Origin of the sequence: Gordonia paraffinivorans NBRC 108238, from assembly GCF_000344155.1 — a bacterium.
GTDB classification, from domain to species: Bacteria; Actinomycetota; Actinomycetes; order Mycobacteriales; family Mycobacteriaceae; genus Gordonia; species Gordonia paraffinivorans.
Genome location: NZ_BAOQ01000012.1, coordinates 15,982 through 37,489, shown reverse-complemented (window position 1 = coordinate 37,489; position 21,508 = coordinate 15,982). Strand labels below are relative to the sequence as shown.

Sequence of the window (21,508 nt, the reverse complement as noted above, 5' to 3'; positions counted from 1 at the left end):
CCCACCCCATAGACTCCCCCGCGTGGGTCAGTTGATTGCCGTCGAGGGACTCGACGGCGCGGGAAAGAACACGTTGGTCACCGGTCTGGTGGAACGCTGGACGAACGCCGGGATGCGCGTTGCGACATTCACTTTCCCGCGCTACGGACGTTCCACGACCGCCGACATCGCGTCCGAGGCCCTGCACGGTTCGCACGGCGACCTCCGGGACAGCGTGTACGCGATGGCCCTCCTGTTCGCCCTCGACCGCGCCGACGCGGCCGCCGAGATCCTCGCCGCACGCGGGGACAACGACATCGTCATCCTGGATCGTTACGTCGCCTCGAACGCCGCCTACAACGCGGCGCGCCTCGAGCAGGACGTCGACGGCGAGGTGGTGCGCTGGGTCCACGACCTGGAGTACGGGCGCTTCGGCCTGCCGGTCCCGGATCGTCACGTGCTGCTCGGGGTGCGGCCCGAGGTCGCGATGGAGCGCGCCCGGTCCCGCGCTGCCGGCGACGCGAGCCGGGCGCGGGACGCGTACGAGCGCGACAGCGACCTGCAACTCCGGGTCGACGCGGTCTACCGACGGCTCGCGGAGATCGGTTGGACGTCGCCGTGGCATCTCTACGACGGCGAGGACATCGACGCGCTGGCCGATCGCCTGACGAGGTGACGCCGACGCCGGCCGCGCCCCCGAGAATCCGGTGACCCCAGAACCTGAGTCGCGGTCATTCGGCCGATCGTCATGCCGACGCCCGGACACTGCCGGCGTCGTCGGGCTTCGATAGCCTTGCCCAATGATCGCGGAGGGGGGGCTCATGACATATCCACCACCTCCCGGCGGCCCCGGCTTCGGCCCGGCGCGACCGGGCCGCCCGGACCCAGACGCCGGGCAGGCCGTTCCGGGTGGGGTCTTCCCGCCCGGGCAGATGCCCCCGCGTCCCGCCACCCCGCAGCAACCCGCCGGGCCGTACGGCCCCTCTCCCCGCCCGTTCGGGTCGCCCGCTTCACCGGTGCGGTACGGGCCATCCGGTCCTCATGTGCCTCATGGCGCCGGGCCCTCGGGCACGCCGGGTGTGTACGGCGCCGGTCCGACGGGTCCCGGGGGTCCGGGCTTCGGGGGTCCTCCCGGTGGCCCCGGCGGCTTCCCCGGCCCCTACGGGCCCCCTCCACCGCGACGCCGCACCGGGGCGATCGTCGCGTGGGTGACCGGTGGAATCGCCGTGGTCGCCCTGATCGCGCTGGTGGCGACCCTGATCGTCGTGAACTCCGCGGAGTCGGACGACTCGGCCGTGGCGTCGGGTGCAAGCAGTTCCCCGGCCGCCGGGTCGAACGGTTCGGACCGCTCGACGAGCCGCACACCCAGCAGCATGCCGTCCAGCCGTTCCGGCGGCACCGACTATGTCGCGGTCGGGCAGATCCGCGCGGCGATGCAGAACTACGTGGCGGCCCACAACGCCCGCAACGTCGACCAGATGCGCGCCGCGGTCTGCACGCAGTCGCGCGAGCGCATCACCGAGGCGCCGCCGTCCGACGCCGGCACCATCGTCCTCGACGGGTTCCTCGAGACGATCTTCGACGGCAACGTCGCGCAGACCGAGGTCGTGGCGCATCTCGAGAAGGACGGGAAGCGAACGCGATCGGCGACGTCCAAGGAACGGTTCCTGAAGGAACGCGGATCCTGGATCTACTGCCCCGGCGCCGAGCCCGACATCGGCGCCTAGGCCGGAGTCGCCGCGGCGAACCTCACGGCACGCGGCCCGCCGGAACAGATCACCTCCGAACGCAGATCGCCGCCCGACGGAATGTCCGTCGGGCGGCGATCTGCGTCAGAGTCGTTCCGCGGGAAGCGAGGTCGCTCCGCAGGAGGCGATCCGGATCAGTAGCGGTAGTGCTCCGGCTTGTACGGGCCCTCCACATCGACACCGAGGTACTCGGCCTGATCCTTGGTGAGCTTGGTCAGCTTGCCGCCGAGGGCCTCGACGTGGATGCGCGCGACCTTCTCGTCGAGGTGCTTGGGCAGGCGGTAGACCTCGTTGTCGTACTCGTCGTTCTTGGTCCACAGCTCGATCTGGGCGATGACCTGGTTGGAGAAGCTGTTGCTCATCACGAACGACGGGTGGCCGGTCGCGTTGCCGAGGTTGAGCAGACGACCCTCGCTCAGCACGATGATCGTCTTGCCGTTCTCGAAGATCCACTGGTCGACCTGCGGCTTGACAGTGACGCGCTTGGCGCCCGACCGCTCGAGGCCGGCCATGTCGATCTCGTTGTCGAAGTGGCCGATGTTGCCCAGGATCGCCTGGTGCTTCATCTGCCGCATGTGATCGATGGTGATGATGTCCTTGTTGCCGGTGGCGGTGATGACGATGTCGGCGTCGCCGATCGCATCCTCGACGGTGACCACGTCGAAACCGTCCATCAGCGCCTGGAGCGCGTTGATCGGGTCGATCTCGGTGACCTGGACGCGCGCGCCCTGGCCGGCCAGCGACTCCGCGCAGCCCTTGCCGACGTCGCCGTAACCGCAGACGAGCACCTTCTTGCCGCCGATGAGGACGTCGGTGCCGCGGTTGATGCCGTCGATCAGCGAGTGGCGGGTGCCGTACTTGTTGTCGAACTTGGACTTGGTGACCGAGTCGTTGACGTTGATCGCCGGGAAGACGAGCTCACCCGCGGCGGCGAACTGGTAGAGCCGCAGCACACCGGTCGTGGTCTCCTCGGTGACGCCCTTGACCGACTCGGCGATCGTCGTCCACTTGGTCTTGTCGGTCTCGAATCGCTTGCGCAGCAACTCGAGGAAGACCTTGTACTCGGCGGGGTGATCGTCGTCGGCGGGCGGGACGAGGCCGGCCTTCTCGAACTCGGCGCCGCGCAGCACGAGCATGGTCGCGTCACCGCCGTCGTCGAGGATCATGTTGGCGGGCTTGTCGGCGTCCGGCCACGTGAGCATCTGCTCGGCGGCCCACCAGTACTCCTCCAGCGTCTCGCCCTTCCAGGCGAACACCGGGACGCCCTTGGGCTCCTCGGGGGTGCCGTGCGGTCCCACGACGACGGCCGCGGCCGCGTGGTCCTGGGTCGAGAAGATGTTGCACGACGCCCAGCGCACCTCGGCGCCGAGGGCGACGAGCGTCTCGATGAGAACCGCGGTCTGCACCGTCATGTGCAGCGAGCCCGAGATGCGAGCACCCTTGAGCGGCAGCACATCTGCGTACTCGCGGCGCAGAGCCATGAGTCCGGGCATCTCGTGCTCGGCGAGCTCGATCTCCTTGCGGCCGAAGTCCGCCAGGGACAAATCGGCCACCTTGTAGTCGATCCCGTTGCGGTTGTCGGCCTTCAGCTCGTCCTGAGCAGTGGTCATCTGATCCCCTTGTCGTTCGCGTCGGGCGCCACGGGGTGTGGCGCGGAATGCGTTCGATCCAGGCTATCGGACCTCGACCGCGGATCCCATGGTCAGGTGCCGGGGGCTGCCGAAACACGGCCCCGGCCCAGGTCAGGCGATCCCCGGGGTTCTAGGTGTCGCGGAACGGGTGAGGCTGGGCCGCGCGTTCCTCGTCCTCGCGCACCAGGTCCGGATTCTCGTACAGGTCCTCGACCTCGGGGCGTAGGCGCAGGAAGATGATGCTCGCGATCAACCCTCCCCACACGATGATGATGGAGACGAGAAGCATGACGATCGCGGTCGCGCTCATCGGACGGTCTCCTTTCGCGCGTGCGGGCCTGAGCCCCGCACGTCCTCGGGCAGTGGTGGCCACGGCAGGAAGGTGTCCGGATCGTCACGTCCCTTCCACGAGGGCAGGGTGAGCAGGACGGCGGCCACCGAAACCAGGATGACGCTGCCCCAGCCGAAGGTGGTCGTGTACCACGTCGGGTAACCCTCATACCCGTCGACGATCACCGAGTATGCGCGCTGGACCAGCATGATGATGAGGAAGACGGGAGCGACGACGCCGACCAGGCCGAGCCAGATCTTGCCCAGCTTGAACGTGGACACGGCGTTGAGGTGCCGGCGCAGCATGTCGCCGCGGCGCAGGACCCAGATGAGGATGACCGACATCAGGATGGCGGAGGTGACGACGCCGATGTTGTTGGCGTAGTTGTCGACGGTGTCCAGAGTGAACAGACCCGACGTCGTCGAGAACAGGGCGATCGAGATCAGGCCGCACACCAGGGACACGCTCACCGCCGCCGTGCGACGCGACAGCCCCCACTTGTCCTGGATCGCGCTCGAGACACCGATCATCAGCGAGATCAGCGACGTGAACCCGGCGATCACCAGCGACCCGAAGAACAGGGCGCCGAAGAAGGCGGAGCCCGGCATCTCGGAGATCACTGCGGGGAACGTGATGAACGACAGCGACGGACCGGTGAGTCCCTCGAGTTCGCCCACCGCGATCTGCTGCTGGTAGGCGAAGAAGCCCAGCGCGGAGAACACCCCGATGCCGGCAAGGATCTCGAAGGAGGAGTTCGCGAACGCGACGACGAGTCCCGAACTCGTCATGTTGGCCTTGCGTCGCTGGAACGAGGCGTAGGCGATCATGATGCCGAAGGCGATCGACAGCGAGAAGAAGATCTGGCTGTAGGCGGCGATCCAGACGTCGAGGTCTGTCAGCGCGTCCCAGTGCGGGGTGAACAGAGCGTTCAGTCCCTCGGCCGCACCGGGCAGGGTGACCGCCCGTATGACCAGCGCCGCGAAGGCCACGAAGAGCAACGGGATGAAGACGATGTTGACCTTCTCGATGCCCTTCGCGACACCGAGCGCGAGGACCACCAGCACGGCCAGCCACACCACGACCAGCGGGATCGCGACGCCGCCGACGAGCGTCGTCGACACCCCCGGCTCGTCGGCCTTGAGATAGTCCTCGACGAAGAAGGTGGCGGTGTCCTCGCCCCAGCTCTGCTTGAACGAGAAGAAGAAGTAGCTCAGCGCCCAGGCGATGACCGCCGCGTAGTAGACGCCGATGACGAACAGCAGCCCGGTCTGGAACCAGCCCAGCGACTCGACGGGCTTCTTGATGCGCCGGAACGACAACGGCGCGGTGCCGCGAAAGCGGTGCCCCACTGCGTAATCAAGGAAGAGGATCGGGATGCCGGCGGTCAGCAGCGCTACCAGGTACGGGATGAGGAACGCGCCGCCGCCGCTCTCGTAGGCGACGCCGGGGAAGCGCCAGATGTTCCCGAGTCCCACCGCGGAACCGATCGCAGCGAAGATGAAGCCGGAGTTCCGGGTGAATGTGTCCCGGTGTTCTCCGCCCGCTTTCGCAGATGTCACTGCTACCTCCTCGTCGAGCGATGGACCCTCGAGATCCCGGGCCGGGTGATCTCCGCTGCGACGCTATCGCAACCCGGAGGAGTCGTGGGCGGGTTCGGTTCGGCGTGGCGGAGCCATTCCGCATACGCGCAGGGAGCCGTCACGCACGCGCCACAGCGCACGTGACGGCTCCCCTGATTCCGACCGCGGTGTAGCAGCTCAGGCGCCGATGATTCCGTTGAAGGCGCGCCGGTTGCGCTCCTCCACGTCATTGAAGACGCGACTGACGTTCTGGACTCCGCCGTGCAGCGACTCGAGCGCGTGGTGGTTCTGCTGGAAGAACTGCGTGAACGCCTCGTGCGCACGGTAGAAGGCGTCCTTCGCCGGGTCGTTGCCCTGCCAGATCTGGGTGGAGATCTGGTCGACCTGGTTCTTGAGCTGCGTGTTGAGGGTGGCGAGTTCCTCGAACTCCCGCCGCAGATTCGACGCCAGTTGCGCGACGACTGCCTCGGTGTATGCGATTGTCACGGTTGTGTCCCTTCGGTGGAGGTCGGTGGAGGTCAGACGAGGGTGCCGGAGCCGGGCGCGCCGAACGCCGAACCGGCCGCGGCGTCCGCGTCGTCGCGATCGTCGAAGTTGAAGCCGAGTGCGTTCTTGATGTCTCCGAGGAGGTTGTTCATCCGGATCGCCGCCGAGTTCCAGTCGGCGTGCGTCTCGGTGAGCGCACCCACCCACCGGCCGGCGGACTCCTGCTTCGACGCGGTGGAGTTGTCGGTGGCCCGCGCGATGCGGTCGACGACCGCCTGCATGTCGCTGACGATGGTCTTGATGGAGGCGACCGACGCCTGGCCCCCGGCGGTGTCGACGCTCCACGCCGACCCTCCCGATGCGCCCGCAGCAGGCGATCCGATGATGGACTCCGCCCCCGGCAAGTTCAGTGATGTCACTATGAATCCTCCTGGTGTGTGATGGCATCGATGGCGATACCGGTGTGGGTGTCCGCGACGCGGAAACCGCCTGACAATTGCCTGCCGCGGCAGTGCCGACCGCAGGCTCCGGTGCGGATCACATCGACCACGTCCCGTCCGGGAGGGTCTCGATCAGCAGGCGCACTGCCTGCGCGATCCGATGACCCGACCCGGGAGAGAGGGTGGTCCACACCCGACCGTCCGGAGACTTGCTGGGACTCGACACGACCCGTCCCCTACTGGTGTCGAAAACGGCTACGGCCCCAGAAGATTGCGAGAATCGCCCGTCCTCGTCGGAGGTGGCGACGATCTCGGTTCGCGCCCGGCACGATGCGAGGGCGGCGGCGATGGTCACGGCGTCGGACATCGGCGTACCGAGCGTGAACAGCGCGTCGGTGATCTCGGTTCCCGAACGGCACTCGCCGAGTCGCTCGACGAGTTCGTCGGCCGGAGCAGAGAACGCGGTGAACCCGCACGGGTCCGCGTTCGGGAACCGACCCCGGATCGTCTCGGCGACGGCGTCGTGGTCGGCGATGTCCGGGACCGTGAGCTCGATGTGGTCTCCGGAACGCGCTGCCAGCACGTGTTCGTATCCCCTGCGCGCCAGGCATATCCGCCGCGTTCCGCCGTCGGCGAAGGTCCGCATCTCGATCTCGCGGTCGGGGCTCGACAGCACCCGCAGGACAGTCGCCAGCCACGGGGCCGGTTCGCCGTGGTCGATCAGATCCGAACCCGCGAGCGCCGTCTCGGGGCCGGCGTCGCAGCCGTACTCGCCGAAGCTCATGTCGAGAACGACCGGCCAGGTCTGCACACCGAATCGCGCACCGAGGCTGCGCAGTTCCCCGACGTGAAGGGAGTAGGCGGAGTCGTTCGTCATCGAGATCATGCGCGATCCCCCGGGGTGCCGAGCAGGAACTTCTCCTCGAGGTACCGCGAGTCGACGGCCGGCGCACGGTGGATCACGGGCTGTTCGGCGACCTCGATGTCCGCCCAGGTCAGCGGCGCGTCGAGCTGTTCGGTGGCGCGCGAGGCGGGAATGTCCTCGATCGCCGGGTTCTCGTCGGTCGACACCGATCGGACGGAGGCCGACCGGTCACCCGCGGCCCCGCCGACACCGGGCGCGATGGGCTGCGGGACGCCCGGACCCGCCGGCGCGTTGCCGGCGGATGCGGCGGCCGACGCCGAAGCCTGCGGCATTCCGGAGGCCATGACCGGGGCGACGCGGATCTTCTCCGTGGGCGGTGCGGACACCGGCCCGGGAACGCCGCCGAGCATCGGCGGGACGGCAGGCGCGGACGCGGTGACCGGCGTCGGCGTCGACGTCGACGCGGAACGATCCGCCGCCTCCTTCTCTGCTGCGAGCGCCTGCCCGGACACAAGGTCGGGAGCCCGGCGCGACGACGGCCACGGTTTGCCCACCGGCTCGCTGGCGGTCTCGTACGACTGCATGACGCGGGCTGCGCGCATGCGTTGCCGGACCATGGCACGCTCCGCCTCGGCCGCCGCACCCGCCATGACCGGCGCGACAGCCGTTGCGGTGGTGGCGATCTCGCGCAACGTCTCGACGATGCCGACCTCCGCGAGATCGGGCATGGCGAGGCGTGCCACCGTCGCCGCCGCCGCTTGCGCCTCGGCGCGCGCGGCGTTCCGGGCCGCTTCGGAGGCGGTCTCGGCGAACCACGGGGCGAGGTGCGTGAGCCGCTCGAAGACCGAGTCGGCGTGGGCGGACTGCCAATTGAGTCCCAGCCTCGCCAGCACCGCGGCGTAGTCGACTCCGGCCTCGCCGATCTCGGCGGCCAGCTTCGCCCACGCCAGGCCCGCCTCGGCCAGCGGCGCCGGTCCCGGCCCGGCGCCCAGATCGGTGGCCAGTTGCTCGCTGGTGCGCAGCTCCCAGTTGACACCGGTGAATCCGGCGCCGGGTGGCTGTGTGGTCGTCATGGGTCCTCCTTCCGGGCGGATCAGTGGTGAACGGGCGAGAGACGGAGCGGGAGAGAAACGTTCGGGTCAGACCCTTAGTGCGGCCGACGCTTCGGCGTCGCCGTCCATCAGTCCGGCGGCCTGGGCGCGCAGCGTCGCCGCGATCTTGCGCATCTCCAGGACGCCGGATGCGGTGTCCTGGCCGAACTTCTCGGCCACGGTCGTGAAGCTCGCAGCGGCTGCGAGGGACACCTCGTCGCGCCCCTGGGCCGGGACGGACAGGGCGTCGCGCGTGCCGACCAGGGTCGACTCGAGCCGATCCGCGATCTTGTCGAGATCCGCCGCCGCCGTCACGAGTTCGGCGGGTTCGACGCGGATATGGTTGTCGCTCATACTTCCTCGATTCGGTTCGTGGTGGGCGGGGTCCCCAGTCGCAGCTGGACGTAGGGGTCCGGCTTGTCTACTTCCGGTTCGACGTGTCCGATCACCGCGGGCGCCATCTCGTGCACATCTCCGACCACGGCGCGTCCGTTGTCCTCGGTGACGAGATAGTCGGGCACGGAATGCTGTCCCTCCCCTGCGCCGGCACCTCGAGCGCCCGCCCCGGCGGCACCGATCGGCGCGCCGCCCATCGGCATCGCCGCGGGGGTCATCGCGGCAGGTCGCGCGGTCGCGGCACCCGCCACGGGTTCGGTCACGGAGATGCCGGTCGGCACCGTGGGCCGCGAGGCGCCCAGCGGGGCCATGACACCGCCGATGCCGCCGCCTCCCCCGACGCCGCCACCTCCGCCACGGCCGCCGCCCTTTGCCTTCGTCGCCGAAGCAGCGGTGAGCGGCGCGCCGCCTGCACCGGTGACCACCGGGTCGCTGGCGCTGGCGTCGACGTTGAGCATCTTGCTGATCGGTTGCATCAGCGAGCTCGGCAGTTCCATCGCGGTGCCCACCACCGGCGAGATGGTGTCGAGAACCGTGCTCGCCAGCGCGAACGGAGACTGACCGGCGACACCGGCGGGCGCACCCGTCACGGCGACGGGGGCGCCGTTGACGGTCATCGCCGTCGTGGGCGCGAGTAGTTCGGCACGGGTCATCGCGACGACGGCGAGCGACTCGGACAGGCCGGTCGAGGCCGCGGTGGACATGGCGACCAGTGCGCCCGCGAACCCGGGTGTCGCCAGGAACGGGACAGCCAGCCCGATCTCGGCGATCGTCTTCGCGATGATCCCCTGCACCAGGGCGAGTCCCTTGGCGACGATCGCGGCCGCGGTCTTGGTGTCCATGGAGATCCCGGAACCCTGCGCCGCCAGTGCGGTGCTGTTGGCCCCCGCCTCCGTGGTCTTGACCGTCGCGCTGGTCGCCGCTTCACCGACCCACAGCTGATCGGCGAGCTTGAGCGCCCCCTGCGACATCGACATCGTCGTCTCGAGCACCTTGGTGAGACTGTCGAAGATGATCGTCGGATCGAAGCCCGCGCCGCTGAGGTCACCGGTGCCGAAACCGCCGAGCAGGTCGGTCATGGGCTTGATGAACACGTCGAGGTTCGGCAGCTCGATCGGCGGCAGGCCGGGCATCGGCGGGATCGGGGGCAGCACCGGCAGGGGCGGAAGACCAAGTCCGGCAAGGACATCGGTCACTGTTCGATCCAGGATCGGCCCGAGAGGGGTGGCCTCGATCATCTCCTGCACTGTCATGTGTGTCAGTGCGGGCACATCGGGAACGCCGGGCACCGGGCCGGGCGGGGGTACGGGCGGGGTCACAGCGCCGAGCGCACGCCCGCGGCACCGGTGGCGTCGGCGTCTTCGTAGGCGACCAGGCTCTGCGACGTCGTCGCCGCGGTGGCGGCGTGCACGGCCGCCAACTGTCCCACCGACATCAGGTGGTTTGCCTGGGCGACGATGAAGGCGGCGAGGAACTCCTGGCCGATCAGTCCGAACACCGGGACCATGGCCGCGGTGTTGGCCGCTGCGTCGATCGACCCTGCCGTCCCGATCGCGGTCGCCACTGCGGCATTGGCGGCGGCGAACCCCTCGAGTGCCTCCGGTGTGACCTTCACCTGATCCATCACAACCCCCTCCTGCGGTCGGATCCCGTCGCGCTGACGACGTCGAGTCGATTCATGTCAGTCCCCTGCCGGCCGTGCGGCGAGCAGGTCCCCGAACGACTCGTTGAATTCTTCGGTCACGGCGGCGACCTTCGCGTAGGCCTTTTGCGCGGCGAGGGCGGCCGTCGTCACGATCTGGTCGGCGAGCCGGCCCGCGCCGAGTTCATTGGCCCCGTGTTCGAGTCGGAGGTCCACCAGCGCACCCTTGGCGTCCACCTCGGCGGTCACCAGCCCGTCCGACGACGTGGCGCGCACCGAAATGGCCCTCAGCTTCTCCTCGAAGTCGCGCAGTCCGTCGAGCTGGCGCTGTGCGCGGGCCTCGAGTTCGTCCATCGCCCAGCTCATCGGCGCAACCACGACGTCGTCGCGTCGTCTTCCGCGTCGGCTCGCTCTTCCTCGGCGGCGAGGTCATCGGGATGCGGCAACTTCATCGTCGCGAGGAGGTCACGGTCGATTCCGGATGCCAAGAGGTTCTCGCGCAAGCGGATTCCCGCCGACATCGCCGCCTGCCTGCACAGTCGCAGGATGTCGGCGGCAAGGAGATCGGGATGCTTCTCGAGTTCGGTGGAGTCGATGCGAATCGCCACCGGCAGCCCTTGTGCCGTGGTCTGGACGGCGAGCGCGCCGGACCGCGACCGCGCCTGCGAGTACTGCCGTAGCGGCGTCCATGGATCGTCGCCGTCGTGCGCATCGTCGCGGTGCGTTGATGCGTCGTCGGTGTAGCTCATCGAAGCCGAACCCCCCTTCACGCCGAATTAGACGCAGACAGGGCCCCTCCCGGTTCCATCGAAATTTCCCCGTTCGATGGAATGGCGTCCCCGGGCACCGGATGCCTCGTCGTGACCTGGTCACGCCTTTGGCTCCGCCCCGCCTCGTACCTGGGGTTCGGATGCCCGATCCTGCCACACGGCGGTGGACGCGACCACACGGCCGACCCCCGGATGTCGATCGTCGACCGGCGAGACGGGGTGTGAGATCTCGTCCGGAACCCTTCCCCACCCTTCGGTAGACTCCCGCAGACGCTGCCGGAGTTGGCGAGGTGCGCGACTGTCGTTGCGCCGCCGATCGATCCCCTGGGTCGTCGCAAGCTGCCGGTGATCTCGCAGTTCGCGGATCATGATCGAGGAACACGGTCGATCGGGTCGGCCCCGGCAGCACGACCAGAGGAACCGGTGATGACGCACGAGAACCCGACGACGCCGAACGGCGCTGCCCCCGACGCTCCCGCGCCGCCGCCCTGGCTGCAGTTCCCGCCTCCGCAGGCCACGTCCGACCCGGGCACGCCACCCGCACAACCGGGTCCCGCCGTCCACCGGACACCGCCGCCGGCGCAGGCACCCACCGACGTCAGGAGCGCAGACGACGATCTGCCGGCCTGGTTCACCGGCGGTCCGGCTCCGTCCGACACCGGCGCCGCCCCACGCCCGGACCAGCACCTCGGTGCCCCGGGTGAGGGGCCCCGGCCCCAACCGGGTGGCGAGCCGATGGCCGGGGCACCCGGTTTCCCGGCCGAGCACCCCGGCGCCCGGCCACCTTCGGTCCCCGGCCCGTTCCCACCGCCGCCCGGGCCCGGCGGACCCCACCCCGACCAGATCCAGGCGGGTGCGCCCCAGCCCGGACCGCCGCCGTTCCCGCCGCACGGTCCGGCTCGAGCGCATCCGGTCCCCGAGTTCCAGAACGGGGCATCGCAGCCGGTGTCCGGGCCTCCCGTCCCACCTGTGCAGGGGCCGTCGGCGCCCTTTTCACCCGCCGGGCCGACGCCCGCGTACCCGGGTCAACAGATGCCGGGCCCCGGACCTCAGGCCGGGCCGTCGCTCGACGAGGTCGCCCTCATCCGCAAAGCACGGCGCGCGCCCAGCCGCGGCTGGCGTCGAGCGGTCCACACGCTGTCGGCCGGCGCCATCAACCCCGGTGAATCGCAGAGCGACATCGCCTATCAGCAACTGCTGGAACGGGTGAACCGTCCGGTGCGCGGCGACTACCGGATCGCGGTGCTCTCGCTCAAGGGTGGCGTCGGGAAGACGACCACCACCGTCGGACTCGGTTCGACCTTCGCGTCGCTGCGGGGCGACCGCGTCATCGCCGTCGATGCCAACCCCGACCTCGGAACCCTCGCGCAGCGCATCCCGCAGCAGACCCGCTCGACGGTCCGCGACCTGCTCGCCGACCAGAACGTCTACCGCTACTCCGATGTGCGAGCCCACACCTCCCAGGCCCCGAGCCGCCTCGAGGTGCTGGCCTCCGAACGCGATCCGGCGATGGCCGAGGCGTTCAACGAGGAGGAATACCGCGGGGTCATCGCCATCCTCCAGCGCTTCTACAACATCATCATCACCGACTGCGGAACCGGACTGAGCCACTCGGCGATGAACGGCGTGCTCGCGCTGGCCAACACGATCATTCTGGTCAGCTCCCCGGCTCTCGACGGCGCCCGCAGCGCCGGCGCAACCCTCGACTGGCTCGAGGCCCACGGCTTCGGACACCTGGTCTCGCGGGCCGTGGTGGTTCTGAGCTCGTCGCGACCCGGCTCGTCGACCATCGACACCGATCAACTCGCCCAGCATTTCCTGACGAGGTGCCGGGCGGTGCACAAGATCCCGTTCGACGACCATCTCGCCGAGGGCGCCGACGTGGACCTGGACCTGATGTCGAAGTCCGCGCGCCGCGCCTTCGTCGAACTCGCGGCAACCATCGCCGACGACTTCTCCGGCACCACGCTCCCGCGCGAAGAGCCGTACTTCGGCCGACAGTGAAGAAGCCCGGACCGGGCCCTCGGGTCTCGTCGCCCCGGGGGCCGCGTCGTCTCGGTTTCCGGGGTGGCGCTCACTGCCGCGACGATGTTCGGTGGTTGCGCCACAATCTCGTTCTGCGGTTCGCCTTCCGGCCCGGGGCCCCGGCCCGAGGTCCGGTAGTCGACCCGGGGGTCCGCCGCAGACGGGATCGATGTGCGATCCCGTCCTGGTGAACTCGTCCGGGTCACTGTCGACGCTGCCCGGATGGCCGCGTGGTCCGGGGTCGGCCAGTCGTTTCCGGGCGTCGCCGCCGCGTGCGAACGCCTGAGGGGGATCGCCCGCTCAGGGCCCGCTCGTCGACGATGCCGGCGGCACCTCGATTTCCGTTCCCGGCCGCCGAGTCCGACAATGGCATCACCGGCCAACAGGCGAAGTCCCTGGACATGGGGTTTACTTCACCTTGACCTGAAATGCCGTTCATCTGAACAAAGGGGGAAGCGCAGTGCCGTCCCAGGCCCCCGCTCCGACGAAGAACCCGGGATTGCGCCCGGTCTCAGACACGGACGTGCGCGTCGAGTACCGCATGATCCACGGCTACCGCCGCGCCTTTCGCATCGCGGGAAGCGGCCCGGCACTGCTGCTCATCCACGGCATCGGCGACAACTCCTCGACCTGGGACGAGGTCATCCCGATCCTCGCTCAGCACTACACCGTCATCGCCCCTGACCTGCTCGGTCACGGCGAGTCGGACAAGCCGCGCGCGGACTATTCGGTGCCGGCGTTCGCCAACGGCATGCGTGACCTGCTCGTCGTCCTCGGCCACCCCAAGGTCACCGTCGTGGGGCATTCCCTGGGCGGCGGCGTGGCCATGCAGTTCTGCTACCAGTTCCCCCGCTTCGTCGAGCGGCTCGTCCTCGTGGCAGCGGGCGGCGTCACGCGCGACGTCAACCCCGGCCTGCGGCTGATCTCGCTGCCTCTCGTCAACCAGGCGTTATCGGCGCTCCGGGTGCCGGGCGTGCTCCCCGGTCTGAAGACCGCGGCAAAGATCCTCGCCTCGGCCCCGACGCCGCCGCTGGTCCCGGCGCCGCTGACCCCGAAGCGCCTCCTCGCCGATCACGAGGACCTCATGCGCGTCCTGGGTGGTTTGGCCGACCCCACCGCGTTCGCCGCGTTCCTCCGCACCCTGCGTGCGGTGATCGACTGGCGCGGCCAGTGTGTGACGATGCTCGACCGTTGTTACCTGACGGCGTATCTCCCTGTGCTCCTCGTCTGGGGCGATGAGGACATCGTCATCCCCTACCAGCACGCCGAGATCGCCCACACCGCGATCCCGCATTCGGAACTCGAGACCTTCACCGGCTCCGGGCACTTCCCGTTCCACGACGACCCCGAGCGGTTCTGCCGCGTGGTCATCGACTTCATCTCTCGACACCAGCCGCTCGAGTTCGATCCGCTGGTGTGGCGGCAACTGCTCTCCGAGGGCGCGCATCCCGAGCAGTTCACCGGTGACGCGGAAACCGTCGAGATGACGCGCGAGGCGTTCGACGAGGAGCGCAACGCCACCTGATGTCGAAGCGCGTTGGTCGGTGGCGTGTGCCACGATATGGTCCATGACCTATCCGGGGGAAGGGCAGGACGGAACCACGCCGTTCCCGCCGCACGCATCCGATTACGACTCGAGTCCGGGTTTCGCCGTGCCGGGATTTGCTGCCGGGCAGCCGAATCCCGGGCAGTTCCCGCAGGCCCACCACCCCGGCGGCGCACCGGTCCCCGAGCAGCCGCTCGTGGTCATCGGTGACATCACTTGCACCCAGAACTTCGTCATCACGCCCTCGGGCACCTGCCCCATCGCCGGTACCCAGTGGGCGGTCAACGACATGTCCGTGACCACCGAGCGCATGTCGCAGACCGGGCTCGTCCTCGCCCTGGTGGGGTTCTTCCTGGTCTGCTTCCTCAGCCTGCTGTTCCTGCTCATGAAGGAACGCACCACCACCGGCCACATCCAGGTCGTGGTCCGCGGGCCGAACGGCTTCATGCACGTGGCCAACATCCCGGCACATTCCCCGATGACCATGAACGACGTCACGGGTCGGGTGAACTACGCACGCACGTTGGCCGCCACCGCCTGAGCCGACGAATCTTCTGTCAGAGAGAACGACCAGAGCGCACGACGGGGCGACTCAGCCGCCGCAGCAACCGGTCGACCCGCGCACGTCGCGGGTCACCGCGTTGCGTGCGGCAAGCTCGTCGTCGGAGGGATAGTCGACGCCGACCAGGCACAGGCCCCGGGCCTCGGCGACGGGCACCTGCGGGCTGCGCTCCTTCTCCTGCAGCAGTCCACGGCACCATTCGACATCGCGCCGGCCGTCACCGACGGTGGCCACGGCGCCCACGAGCGAACGCACCATCGACCAGCAGAACGCGTCGGCGCTCACCTCTCCGACCAGGACGCCGTCGTCGTCACGCGTCCACGCGAAGCGCTGCAGATCGCGGATCGTCGTGGCCCCCTCGCGGCGCCGGCAGAAGGCCGCGAAGTCGTTGAGGCCCAGCAACTGTGCCGACGCCTCGTTCATCGCGTCGACGTCGAGCGGACGTCGCCACGACGCTGTGGTCCGGGCCACGATGGGCTCCGGTCCCCACTTCCGGTCGTCGAGCCGGTAGCGGTAATGGCGTCGTAGCGCGGAGAAGCGCGCATCGAAGTCGTCCGGCACGATGCGGACGGACTTCACCCGGATGTCGTCCGGGCACATCTTCGCCAGTCGGCCGACGAGCGTCGAAGGGTCGCCGGCGATCGACCGGGTCTGCAACGCCGATTCCGGCACGTCGGCGTGGGCGACCTGGCCCGTCGCATGGACCCCGGCGTCGGTCCGTCCGGCCACCGTCAGGCGGACCGGGACGCGCAGGATCGTCGACAGGCGGTTCTCGAGTTCCTCGCACACGCTGCGCTGTCCGACCTGCCGCGCCCAGCCGGCGAAGTCGGTGCCGTCGTATCCGAGGTCGAAGCGGAGACGAACGAACCCGCCGGCACCGGAATCCGGGCCGACGGGTTCGTTACGTTGTTCGCGACTCAGTCGACTACTTCTCGTCGTCGGACGAAGCGTCGTCTGCGGTCGCCTCCTCCGCCTCGAGGGCGGTGGCGGCGGTCGACTCGTCGTCGACTGCCTCGGCGACGGCGTCGGCGTTCTCGACCTCGGCCTCGGTGGCCTCGGCCTCGACAGCCTCGACGACGTTCTGCTCGTCGGTCACATCGGCCCCGCTCGCTTCGCTTCCGGCGGCGGCCTTCTTGGAAGCGGCGACGCGGGTGGCGCGGGTGGCCTCGCTCGACGCGGTGGACTCACGCACCAGCTCGATCACTGCCATCGGGGCGTTGTCGCCCTTGCGCGGCAGGGTCTTGATGATGCGGGTGTAACCACCGTTGCGATCGGCGAAGAACGGGCCGATCTCGTCGAACAGCGTGTGCACGACGTCCTTGTCGCGGATGACCTTCATGACCTCACGACGGTTGGCCAGCTTGCCGGCCTTGGCGTGGGTGATGAGCTTCTCCGCGTACGGGCGCAGGCGCTTGGCCTTCGCTTCGGTGGTGGTGATGCGGCCGTGCTCGAAGAGCGAGGTGGCGAGGTTCGCCAGCATCGCTTTCTGGTGGCTGGCCGACCCGCCGAGGCGGGCACCCTTGGTGGGCTTGGGCATTGTCTTCTCCTAGGAGGACTCCCGATCACTCGATACGGAAGTCAGGGTTTGGGCGAGCGTGACAGCTGCCGCGACGAGCGACTACAGCTGTTCGGTTTCGGCGAAATCCTCACCGGAATCGGCGTCGAACGACGCCTCTTCCGACCACGTACCGGTGGCGGGGTCGTAGCCGGCGACCTGCGACGGATCGAAGCTGGCCGGGCTGTCCTTGAGCGACAGACCGAGCGCGTGCAGCTTGACCTTCACCTCGTCGATCGACTTCTGGCCGAAGTTGCGGATGTCGAGCAGATCCGACTCCGTGCGCGCAACCAGCTCGCCGACGGTGTGAACACCCTCGCGCTTGAGGCAGTTGTACGAACGGACGGTCAGCTCGAGATCCTCGATCGGCAGGCTGAACGACGCGATGTGGTCAGCCTCCGCCGGAGACGGTCCGATCTCGATGCCCTCGGCCTCGACGTTGAGCTCCCGGGCGAGCCCGAACAGCTCGACCAGGGTCTTGCCGGCCGACGCGAGCGCGTCGCGCGGGCTGATCGAGTTCTTGGTCTCCACGTCGAGAACGAGCCGATCGAAGTCGGTGCGCTGCTCGACACGGGTGGCCTCGACCTTGTACGTCACCTTGAGCACCGGCGAGTAGATCGAGTCGACCGGGATACGGCCGATCTCGGCACCCGACGCCTTGTTCTGCACGGCCGGCACGTAGCCGCGGCCCCGCTCGACGACGAGCTCGATCTCGAGCTTGCCCTTGTCGTTCAGGGTGGCGATGTGCAAGTCGGGGTTGTGCACGGTGACACCGGCCGGGGGCACGATGTCGGCGCCGGTGACGGTGCCCGGACCCTGCTTGCGCACGTACATGGTGACCGGCTCGTCCTCGTCAGAGCTGACGACCAGGCCCTTGAGGTTCAGGATGATGTCGGTGACGTCTTCCTTGACCCCGGGGACGGTGGTGAACTCGTGGAGGACACCGTCGATCCGGATGCTGGTGATCGCAGCACCCGGGATCGAGCTGAGCAGGGTACGACGCAGCGAGTTACCGAGGGTGTAGCCGAAGCCCGGCTCGAGCGGCTCGATGACGAACTTCGAGCGGTTCTCGGCGATGACTTCCTCGGTGAGGGTGGGTCGCTGTGAGATGAGCATTTCTTGTTTCTCTCCTTTGGCCGACCGCTATATGACGGCCTCGAGGGTGAACCGAACAGCCAGGTGGCTGACGGGCGGTGTCGTGACGCGAATGACTACTTCGAGTAGAACTCGACGATGAGCTGTTCCTGCAGCGGGACCTCGATCTGGGCACGCTCGGGCACGTTGTGCACGAGGATGCGCAGGGTCGACGGCACGACCTGCAGCCAGCCCGGGACCGGACGATCGCCGATGAGCTCCTTGGCGATCTGGAACGGGACGGTCTGCAGCGACTTCGGGCGGACGTCGATGATGTCGTACTGGCTGACGCGGTAGCTGGGGACGTCGACCTTCACGCCGTTGACGGTGAAGTGGCCGTGGCTTACCAGCTGGCGGGCCTGACGACGGGTCCGGGCGATGCCCGCGCGGTACACGACGTTGTCGAGACGGGTCTCGAGGATCTTCAGCAGCTCGTCGCCGGTCTTGCCGGAACGACGGTTGGCCTCTTCGTAGTAGCGGCGGAACTGCTTCTCGAGCACGCCGTAGGTGAAACGGGCCTTCTGCTTCTCCTGCAGCTGGAGCAGGTACTCGCTCTCCTTGATCCGCGAGCGGCCGTGCTGGCCGGGCGGGTAGGGGCGACGCTCGAACGCTGCGTCTCCGCCGATCAGATCGACGCGAAGACGACGAGACTTCTTGGTTGCGGGGCCGGTATAACGAGCCATGTTTCTCTGTTCCTCCCTTTCCCGCTAGACCCGACGCCGCTTGGGCGGACGGCAACCGTTGTGCGGCTGCGGGGTGACATCGGAGATGGTGCCGACCTCGAGGCCGGCTGCCTGCAGGGAGCGGATCGCGGTCTCACGACCCGAGCCCGGTCCCTTGACGAACACGTCGACCTTCTTGACGCCGTGCTCCTGGGCCTTGCGGGCAGCGTTCTCGGCCGCGAGCTGAGCCGCGAACGGGGTGCTCTTGCGCGAGCCCTTGAAACCGACGTGGCCGGACGACGCCCAGGAGATGACATTTCCGTTGGGGTCGCTGATCGACACGATGGTGTTGTTGAACGTCGACTTGATGTGTGCGTGGCCGTGCGGGACGTTCTTCTTATCGCGACGGCGGGTGCCCTTCTTCGGGCCTGCGCTACGTGACTTCGGAGGCATTACTTCTTCTTCCCGGCGATGGTCTTCTTCGGGCCCTTACGAGTGCGGGCATTGGTCTTGGTGCGCTGTCCACGGACGGGCAGGCCACGACGGTGGCGCAGACCCTGGTAGCAACCGATCTCGATCTTGCGACGAATGTCGGCCTGCACCTCGCGCCGCAGGTCACCCTCGACCTTCACCGAGGATTCGATGTACTCACGCAGCTTCGAGACGTCTGCGTCGGTCAGATCCTTCGCGCGAAGGTCGGGGCTCAGGCCCGTCGCCTCGAGGATCTGCTTGGAGGTGGTGCGTCCAACTCCGTAGATGTAGGTCAGTGCGATCTCCAGCCGCTTCTCGCGGGGAAGATCCACACCAGCAACACGTGCCATGTGGCGTTTCCTTTTCGGTTCTCAGAGGTCTGCTCCCAGTCCGTCCCCCGAGTTGCGTGCGAACCGTGTGTCCGCACCTCGCGGGCTCCGGCCTCTGATCCGGAGGTAGGCGGCGACGCGTCTGTCACCGCTGGTGCTGGGAGGTCTTCTCCAACTATTCAGTTGTCTGTGATTCAAGCGACCCGGATGGGTGCGTGATCAGCCCTGACGCTGCTTGTGACGCAGGTTCTCGCAGATCACCATGACCCGGCCGTTGCGGCGGATCACCTTGCACTTCTCGCAGATCGGCTTGACGCTCGGCTGAACCTTCACGTCAACATCTCCTGATCGGCTCGCCCTCGCGCACGCCTGTACACGGCACGTGGGTGTCGTTCTCCTCCCAGACGGACGTCCGGGAAGTCTTGTCCCGGCAAGGCCGGGAAAGTCTCACTTGTAGCGGTACACGATCCGCCCACGACCGAGGTCGTAGGGCGAGAGTTCCACGACGACCCGGTCCTCGGGCAGGATGCGGATGTAGTGCTGCCGCATCTTGCCGCTGATGTGGGCGAGAACCTTGTGTCCGTTCTCCAGCTCAATGCGAAACATCGCATTGGGCAGGGGTTCGATCACTCGACCCTCGACCTCGATGGCCCCGTCTTTCTTCGCCATGTCCTCCGCGATCCTGGTCGTGTCCGCGACACCCGGTTGGTGTGGCGGCATTGACCCGGTTGAATCCGTGTTTGTCCGTTATCGTGTGTGCACCGGTCCGGCGAGGACCGGCACACGGTGCGTGCGTTAGGGACCTGCGTGGCGACACGCCGAAACCCGCACGCGATGCGCACCGACGATCTATGTTACGCGAACCCGCAGGCCAGGCCAAATCCCTGCAGCTCGGAGCCCTTCACACACCCCCGCGGGCGTCGTGGTCCGAGGCCGCGAATCCCGGGCCGTTGTCCGCGGCAAACACTCTCAGGGCTCGCCCGCGCTGGCAGACTGGTCACATGGTGGCATTTCTGGTCCGCACCGCGAGTGCCGCGGTGGCGTTGTGGGTGGCAACGCTGATCGTCCCCGGGATCGACTTCGTCGGCGGCTCCAACACCGCCGAGAAGATCGGGATCGCGCTGGTGGTCGCGGTGGTCTTCGGCCTGGTGAACGCCTTCGTGAAGCCCATCGTCCAGTTCATCTCCATCCCTTTCTACATCCTCACGCTGGGCCTGGTGCACATCGTCATCAACGCGCTGATGCTGGAGCTCACCGCGTGGATCACCCGCAACACCACCCACTGGGGCCTGGAGGTCGAGAGCTTCTGGTGGTCGGCGATCTTCGGCGCGATCGTCGTGTCGGTCGTCAGCTGGCTGCTGGCGCTCGTGATGCGCGAACCGACGGACCGATGAGCACGCGCGCCGACGTTCGCCCGCGCCCGGCGCGACGGCGCCTCGGGCTCGTCGCCGCCCTCTCCGCGATCGCCCTCGTGCTCTCCGCGTGCGGCAGCGACGAACCGGTCGACGAGCAGCGGTCGGTCACCGTGGTCGGCACCGGCCAGGTCAGCGGCGTCCCCGACACACTGCGCGCCGACATCGGCGTGGAGTCCACAGCGCGCGACGTGACCACCGCCCTGAACGAGACGAGCGCCAAGGTCACGGCCGTCACCGACGCGGTCGTCGCCGCGGGCGTGGAGCGCAAGGACATCGCCACCCGACAGGTATCGGTGAGCCCGCAGCACTCCAGCCCCGCCCCGGGCGGAAGCAGTCAGATCAGCGGCTACGTCGCCACCAACTCCGTGCGCATCACCATCCGCGACATCTCCAAGGCCTCGCAGGTCCTGGCGGCGGCAGCCACCGCCGGCGGGGACGCCACCCGCATCAGCAACGTGTCGTTTGCCATCGACGACAACTCCGAGCTGCTAGACCAGGCCCGAGAGGAGGCCTTCGACGATGCCCGGAGCAGCGCCTCGCAGTACGCCTCGCTCGCCGGCGACTCCCTGGGCAAGGTGCTGACCATCAAGGAGACGACCAGCGGCCAGGAGCAGCCCGCCTCCCCCGGCGCCTACGATCGCGGCGTCGCCGCGGCGCCGGTCCCCCTCGAACCCGGCGAGCAGGAACTGACGTTCACCGTGACCGTCACCTTCGCACTCGACTGAGGCGTCGAACGGGCCGTCGAAGGCCGAGAGCGACCATCCAGCAGACGATGTTCCGGGGGCCGTCCGGCTTGCCGGGTACGCGAAGCCGCTACGCCACAGACCGACAACGACTGGGTGACAACTCC

Annotated in this window: 27 protein-coding genes; 7 read left to right on the top strand and 20 right to left on the bottom strand. The window is 68.4% G+C overall.

Going from position 1 to position 21,508, the window contains the following annotated elements; genetic code table 11:
* Window positions 1–22: 22 nt before the first annotated feature.
* Both GP2_RS06435 and GP2_RS22065 read left to right on the top strand, forming a co-directional pair.
* A complete protein-coding gene (locus GP2_RS06435; RefSeq protein ID WP_006899672.1) occupies window positions 23–655 on the top strand; it encodes a dTMP kinase in 633 nt (210 codons plus the stop codon).
* A 532-nt stretch (window positions 656–1,187) separates the two neighbouring features.
* The gene (locus GP2_RS22065; protein WP_255218590.1) at window positions 1,188–1,706 is read left to right on the top strand and encodes a hypothetical protein; all 519 of its coding nucleotides are present in this window, start codon (window positions 1,188–1,190) and stop codon (window positions 1,704–1,706) included.
* 155 nt (window positions 1,707–1,861) lie between these two features.
* Here GP2_RS22065 and ahcY read toward each other — a convergent pair whose 3' ends face one another.
* The 12 genes from ahcY to GP2_RS06370 form a co-directional block, all read right to left on the bottom strand.
* Window positions 1,862–3,337 carry an adenosylhomocysteinase gene (gene ahcY, locus GP2_RS06425; RefSeq protein ID WP_006899670.1) on the bottom strand — a complete coding sequence of 492 codons (1,476 nt, stop codon included), beginning with the start codon at window positions 3,335–3,337 and terminating at the stop codon, window positions 1,862–1,864.
* A 151-nt stretch (window positions 3,338–3,488) separates the two neighbouring features.
* The gene (locus GP2_RS06420; RefSeq protein WP_006899669.1) at window positions 3,489–3,668 is read right to left on the bottom strand and encodes a methionine/alanine import family NSS transporter small subunit; all 180 of its coding nucleotides are present in this window, start codon (window positions 3,666–3,668) and stop codon (window positions 3,489–3,491) included.
* The gene (locus tag GP2_RS06415; protein WP_006899668.1) at window positions 3,665–5,248 is read right to left on the bottom strand and encodes a sodium-dependent transporter; all 1,584 of its coding nucleotides are present in this window, start codon (window positions 5,246–5,248) and stop codon (window positions 3,665–3,667) included. The genes GP2_RS06420 and GP2_RS06415 overlap by 4 nt, the downstream gene beginning before the upstream one ends.
* A 198-nt stretch (window positions 5,249–5,446) precedes the next feature.
* Complete coding sequence (locus GP2_RS21615) at window positions 5,447–5,755, bottom strand: WXG100 family type VII secretion target (RefSeq protein ID WP_006899667.1); 309 nt, start codon at window positions 5,753–5,755, stop codon at window positions 5,447–5,449.
* 32 nt (window positions 5,756–5,787) lie between these two features.
* Window positions 5,788–6,174 carry a hypothetical protein gene (locus tag GP2_RS21610; protein WP_006899666.1) on the bottom strand — a complete coding sequence of 129 codons (387 nt, stop codon included), beginning with the start codon at window positions 6,172–6,174 and terminating at the stop codon, window positions 5,788–5,790.
* A gap of 118 nt (window positions 6,175–6,292) precedes the next feature.
* On the bottom strand, window positions 6,293–7,081 hold the full coding sequence (locus tag GP2_RS06400; RefSeq protein WP_006899665.1) for an ESX secretion-associated protein EspG: 789 nt from the start codon (window positions 7,079–7,081) through the stop codon (window positions 6,293–6,295).
* Window positions 7,078–8,133: a PPE domain-containing protein gene (locus GP2_RS06395; RefSeq protein WP_006899664.1), complete on the bottom strand. Its 1,056-nt coding sequence runs from the start codon at window positions 8,131–8,133 to the stop codon at window positions 7,078–7,080. The genes GP2_RS06400 and GP2_RS06395 overlap by 4 nt, the downstream gene beginning before the upstream one ends.
* A gap of 66 nt (window positions 8,134–8,199) precedes the next feature.
* Window positions 8,200–8,505 (bottom strand): PE family protein, encoded by a 306-nt coding sequence (locus GP2_RS06390; RefSeq protein ID WP_006899663.1) that lies wholly within the window; start codon window positions 8,503–8,505, stop codon window positions 8,200–8,202.
* A complete protein-coding gene (locus GP2_RS06385; RefSeq protein WP_006899662.1) occupies window positions 8,502–9,866 on the bottom strand; it encodes a hypothetical protein in 1,365 nt (454 codons plus the stop codon). Before GP2_RS06385 ends, GP2_RS06390 begins: the two co-directional genes overlap by 4 nt.
* Window positions 9,863–10,171, bottom strand: a complete 309-nt coding sequence (locus GP2_RS06380; protein ID WP_006899661.1) for a type VII secretion target — start codon at window positions 10,169–10,171, stop codon at window positions 9,863–9,865. Before GP2_RS06380 ends, GP2_RS06385 begins: the two co-directional genes overlap by 4 nt.
* 57 nt (window positions 10,172–10,228) lie before the next feature.
* Window positions 10,229–10,543, bottom strand: coding sequence for a YbaB/EbfC family nucleoid-associated protein (locus GP2_RS06375; RefSeq protein WP_006899660.1), 315 nt, complete (start codon window positions 10,541–10,543; stop codon window positions 10,229–10,231).
* 8 nt (window positions 10,544–10,551) lie between these two features.
* The gene (locus GP2_RS06370) at window positions 10,552–10,938 is read right to left on the bottom strand and encodes a hypothetical protein (RefSeq protein ID WP_006899659.1); all 387 of its coding nucleotides are present in this window, start codon (window positions 10,936–10,938) and stop codon (window positions 10,552–10,554) included.
* A 447-nt stretch (window positions 10,939–11,385) separates the two neighbouring features.
* Between GP2_RS06370 and GP2_RS06365 the strand changes: the two genes are divergently transcribed.
* The 3 genes from GP2_RS06365 to GP2_RS06355 all read left to right on the top strand — a co-directional run bounded on the left by GP2_RS06365 (window position 11,386) and on the right by GP2_RS06355 (window position 15,071).
* Complete coding sequence (locus GP2_RS06365; protein ID WP_006899658.1) at window positions 11,386–12,963, top strand: AAA family ATPase; 1,578 nt, start codon at window positions 11,386–11,388, stop codon at window positions 12,961–12,963.
* Window positions 12,964–13,444: 481 nt separating this feature from the next.
* A complete protein-coding gene (locus GP2_RS06360) occupies window positions 13,445–14,509 on the top strand; it encodes an alpha/beta fold hydrolase (RefSeq protein WP_006899657.1) in 1,065 nt (354 codons plus the stop codon).
* A 43-nt stretch (window positions 14,510–14,552) separates the two neighbouring features.
* Window positions 14,553–15,071 carry a hypothetical protein gene (locus GP2_RS06355; RefSeq protein ID WP_006899656.1) on the top strand — a complete coding sequence of 173 codons (519 nt, stop codon included), beginning with the start codon at window positions 14,553–14,555 and terminating at the stop codon, window positions 15,069–15,071.
* A gap of 51 nt (window positions 15,072–15,122) precedes the next feature.
* On the opposite strand, the gene truA is transcribed toward GP2_RS06355, so the two are convergent.
* The 8 genes from truA to infA all read right to left on the bottom strand — a co-directional run bounded on the left by truA (window position 15,123) and on the right by infA (window position 19,912).
* The gene (gene truA, locus GP2_RS06350) at window positions 15,123–16,013 is read right to left on the bottom strand and encodes a tRNA pseudouridine(38-40) synthase TruA (protein WP_083900203.1); all 891 of its coding nucleotides are present in this window, start codon (window positions 16,011–16,013) and stop codon (window positions 15,123–15,125) included.
* 4 nt (window positions 16,014–16,017) lie between these two features.
* Window positions 16,018–16,629: a 50S ribosomal protein L17 gene (rplQ, locus tag GP2_RS06345; protein ID WP_006899654.1), complete on the bottom strand. Its 612-nt coding sequence runs from the start codon at window positions 16,627–16,629 to the stop codon at window positions 16,018–16,020.
* A gap of 81 nt (window positions 16,630–16,710) precedes the next feature.
* Window positions 16,711–17,763 (bottom strand): DNA-directed RNA polymerase subunit alpha, encoded by a 1,053-nt coding sequence (locus GP2_RS06340; RefSeq protein ID WP_006899653.1) that lies wholly within the window; start codon window positions 17,761–17,763, stop codon window positions 16,711–16,713.
* A 95-nt stretch (window positions 17,764–17,858) separates the two neighbouring features.
* Complete coding sequence (rpsD, locus tag GP2_RS06335) at window positions 17,859–18,464, bottom strand: 30S ribosomal protein S4 (RefSeq protein WP_006899652.1); 606 nt, start codon at window positions 18,462–18,464, stop codon at window positions 17,859–17,861.
* A gap of 24 nt (window positions 18,465–18,488) precedes the next feature.
* Window positions 18,489–18,896 (bottom strand): 30S ribosomal protein S11, encoded by a 408-nt coding sequence (gene rpsK / locus GP2_RS06330; protein ID WP_006899651.1) that lies wholly within the window; start codon window positions 18,894–18,896, stop codon window positions 18,489–18,491.
* Window positions 18,896–19,264 carry a 30S ribosomal protein S13 gene (rpsM, locus tag GP2_RS06325; RefSeq protein WP_006899650.1) on the bottom strand — a complete coding sequence of 123 codons (369 nt, stop codon included), beginning with the start codon at window positions 19,262–19,264 and terminating at the stop codon, window positions 18,896–18,898. Before rpsM ends, rpsK begins: the two co-directional genes overlap by 1 nt.
* Before the next feature lie 198 nt (window positions 19,265–19,462).
* The gene (gene rpmJ / locus GP2_RS06320) at window positions 19,463–19,576 is read right to left on the bottom strand and encodes a 50S ribosomal protein L36 (protein WP_005207978.1); all 114 of its coding nucleotides are present in this window, start codon (window positions 19,574–19,576) and stop codon (window positions 19,463–19,465) included.
* A gap of 114 nt (window positions 19,577–19,690) precedes the next feature.
* Window positions 19,691–19,912 carry a translation initiation factor IF-1 gene (gene infA / locus GP2_RS06315; RefSeq protein WP_005170487.1) on the bottom strand — a complete coding sequence of 74 codons (222 nt, stop codon included), beginning with the start codon at window positions 19,910–19,912 and terminating at the stop codon, window positions 19,691–19,693.
* A gap of 332 nt (window positions 19,913–20,244) precedes the next feature.
* On the opposite strand from infA, the gene GP2_RS06310 reads away from it, so the two are divergent.
* The gene (locus GP2_RS06310; protein WP_006899649.1) at window positions 20,245–20,637 is read left to right on the top strand and encodes a phage holin family protein; all 393 of its coding nucleotides are present in this window, start codon (window positions 20,245–20,247) and stop codon (window positions 20,635–20,637) included.
* Window positions 20,634–21,383, top strand: coding sequence for an SIMPL domain-containing protein (locus tag GP2_RS06305; RefSeq protein WP_006899648.1), 750 nt, complete (start codon window positions 20,634–20,636; stop codon window positions 21,381–21,383). The genes GP2_RS06310 and GP2_RS06305 overlap by 4 nt, the downstream gene beginning before the upstream one ends.
* Window positions 21,384–21,508 lie beyond the last annotated feature (125 nt).

What these genes read in the sequence shown, in the direction of transcription:
- ahcY (WP_006899670.1), bottom strand. Translation starts at nt 3,337, where the DNA reads ATGACCACTGCTCAGGACGAGCTGAAGGCCGACAACCGCAACGGGATC.
- GP2_RS06420 (WP_006899669.1), bottom strand. Translation starts at nt 3,668, where the DNA reads ATGAGCGCGACCGCGATCGTCATGCTTCTCGTCTCCATCATCATCGTG.
- GP2_RS06400 (WP_006899665.1), bottom strand. Translation starts at nt 7,081, where the DNA reads ATGATCTCGATGACGAACGACTCCGCCTACTCCCTTCACGTCGGGGAA.
- GP2_RS06395 (WP_006899664.1), bottom strand. Translation starts at nt 8,133, where the DNA reads ATGACGACCACACAGCCACCCGGCGCCGGATTCACCGGTGTCAACTGG.
- GP2_RS06390 (WP_006899663.1), bottom strand. Translation starts at nt 8,505, where the DNA reads ATGAGCGACAACCATATCCGCGTCGAACCCGCCGAACTCGTGACGGCG.
- GP2_RS06380 (WP_006899661.1), bottom strand. Translation starts at nt 10,171, where the DNA reads ATGGATCAGGTGAAGGTCACACCGGAGGCACTCGAGGGGTTCGCCGCC.
- GP2_RS06375 (WP_006899660.1), bottom strand. Translation starts at nt 10,543, where the DNA reads ATGGACGAACTCGAGGCCCGCGCACAGCGCCAGCTCGACGGACTGCGC.
- GP2_RS06370 (WP_006899659.1), bottom strand. Translation starts at nt 10,938, where the DNA reads ATGAGCTACACCGACGACGCATCAACGCACCGCGACGATGCGCACGAC.
- GP2_RS06365 (WP_006899658.1), top strand. Translation starts at nt 11,386, where the DNA reads ATGACGCACGAGAACCCGACGACGCCGAACGGCGCTGCCCCCGACGCT.
- GP2_RS06355 (WP_006899656.1), top strand. Translation starts at nt 14,553, where the DNA reads ATGACCTATCCGGGGGAAGGGCAGGACGGAACCACGCCGTTCCCGCCG.
- rplQ (WP_006899654.1), bottom strand. Translation starts at nt 16,629, where the DNA reads ATGCCCAAGCCCACCAAGGGTGCCCGCCTCGGCGGGTCGGCCAGCCAC.
- GP2_RS06340 (WP_006899653.1), bottom strand. Translation starts at nt 17,763, where the DNA reads ATGCTCATCTCACAGCGACCCACCCTCACCGAGGAAGTCATCGCCGAG.
- rpsD (WP_006899652.1), bottom strand. Translation starts at nt 18,464, where the DNA reads ATGGCTCGTTATACCGGCCCCGCAACCAAGAAGTCTCGTCGTCTTCGC.
- rpsK (WP_006899651.1), bottom strand. Translation starts at nt 18,896, where the DNA reads ATGCCTCCGAAGTCACGTAGCGCAGGCCCGAAGAAGGGCACCCGCCGT.
- rpsM (WP_006899650.1), bottom strand. Translation starts at nt 19,264, where the DNA reads ATGGCACGTGTTGCTGGTGTGGATCTTCCCCGCGAGAAGCGGCTGGAG.
- infA (WP_005170487.1), bottom strand. Translation starts at nt 19,912, where the DNA reads ATGGCGAAGAAAGACGGGGCCATCGAGGTCGAGGGTCGAGTGATCGAA.
- GP2_RS06310 (WP_006899649.1), top strand. Translation starts at nt 20,245, where the DNA reads ATGGTGGCATTTCTGGTCCGCACCGCGAGTGCCGCGGTGGCGTTGTGG.
- GP2_RS06305 (WP_006899648.1), top strand. Translation starts at nt 20,634, where the DNA reads ATGAGCACGCGCGCCGACGTTCGCCCGCGCCCGGCGCGACGGCGCCTC.